This is a genomic window from Corallococcus sicarius, from assembly GCF_003611735.1.
GTDB lineage: Bacteria > Myxococcota > Myxococcia > Myxococcales > Myxococcaceae > Corallococcus > Corallococcus sicarius.
Window position 1 is genome coordinate 1 of the sequence record NZ_RAWG01000606.1, and the last position, 1,663, is coordinate 1,663.

2 protein-coding genes are annotated in these 1,663 nt (G+C 69.1%); both read left to right on the forward strand.

Features of this window, described 5'->3' with window-relative positions; genetic code table 11:
• On the forward strand, positions 1–874 hold an 874-nt coding region (locus D7X12_RS41160), incomplete at its 5' end, for a hypothetical protein (RefSeq protein ID WP_208719624.1).
• 24 nt (positions 875–898) lie between these two features.
• Positions 899–1,663, forward strand: a 765-nt coding sequence (locus tag D7X12_RS41165) for a hypothetical protein (RefSeq protein ID WP_147443992.1), incomplete at its 3' end; no start/stop codon positions are given.

Below are 1,663 nucleotides of genomic sequence, written 5' to 3' on the forward strand. Positions count from 1 at the left end.
AACCCCACCCATGTCCAGCCCCTGGTTCAACGTCCCCTACTTGTACTGCCGCATGCGCTTCGATGTCTCTCATCAGTGGCGCAGGTTCGACCCCAAGGAGGGGCCCAAGGCGACCGTCTGGCATCACAACGCGAACTACACCGTCGCCGCCACGTTCCGGCTCCAACTCCAACGGGACAACTGGATGCGCCCCTCGTTCCACAACCCCAAGGTCACCTTCCGCGTCTCGGGGTGGACCGAGGCGGGGCTGAGCGAGGGGCAGAAGGGGGCCCTGCTGTCGCGCAGCCGCATCTCCTTCTCCGGGAGCACCGGGGCGGGCTCCGCCACCTTGACGCTCTACACCGACGAAGGCCACGTCGGCAGCCTCAGCGTCGGAGACCTCGTCAATGGCGGCCAGGGCCTGCCCTTGACGTACACCGTCCAGCACTGGCTCCAGGGCGTGGGAGGCAAACCCTTGAAGGAGGAGTCCGTCGTCGGACTGCTGCTGCAACAGCCCTTCCCGGAGCAGCCGGGCGCGGTGCGGCTCGCGGCGAAGCCCAGCCACCTCACGCTGAACAGCCCTTTTTGTCCTGGCGTCAGCGCCTGCGAGGACCCGGTCGTCTCCGGCTCCATTCGCGTCACGCCGGGCCTGCCCACCTTTCGCATCGTGGACGACACGGTGGAGCAGAAGCCCCTGCGCAACTGCCGTCTGCGCGTGCTCTGCCCGGACGGCGCGGAGCGCGAGTGCGTCACGGACGAAGAGGGCGAGGTCTTCCTGCCGCGCACCGGCAAGGACGTCTACACGCTGCTGGAGGTCATTGCCGACGGCGCGCCGCTCACCCTGGCCGAACGCGGGACGTGGACCCTCGATAACCTGCCCGACGTGGCCGCCTGAACCCGTCTCCTCCGAACGACACCCATGCCCGATCTCGACACGCTGTTGAAGGACACCCTGCTGCTCACCGCGGCCCCCGGAGCGACCTACCAGTCCTTCGAGGGCGGCGGTGGCGCCCAGGCCCAGGCCGCCGCCGGTCCGAGCGCGGGCAGCGTCTGGAGCTGGACGCACAACCTCGGCACCCCGGGCCGCGTGAGGAACGTCACCCACCGCGTGCGGGAGACGCCGTGGTTCCCCGCGCAGACGCTCACCGTGCTGGACGAGCTGGTCTGGAGCCCCATTGAAATCACCTACAAGGGCACGGCGCTGAAGCTGGAGCTGACCCGTGAGTTCCTCCTGCGCCGCTATGAGACGCCCGGCGGCTGCGTGGCGAAGAAGACGACGTTCTGGATCCCCACCGACCTGGATCGCAGCCTGATGCTGGTGTTCGGCTTCCAGGTGAACCTGCGCGCTCCGGCCGGCACGCTCGCGCTGGAGCCCATCCCGAAGGACGTGCTGTGCAGCGACGGCTTCATGCCCGGCAAGAAGCCCACCGCGCCGCCCAAGCCGCCCGTCATGAAGGTGAAGCGCACGGAGACCGGCACGCTCTCGCTGTCGCCCCTGCGCGTGCTCGTCTGCGCGGAGTTCGTCTGCTGCAAGGAGCGCAACGACTACACCCCGCACGGGCTCGCCGCCACCTCGCGCTTCCGGCCGCACCTGATGTTCATGAGCAACCGCCCGCTGGAGCGGATGGCCGCGCGCATCCACGTCCGCCGTCCGCCCATGTCCAGCATGGCCCACCCGTCCCTG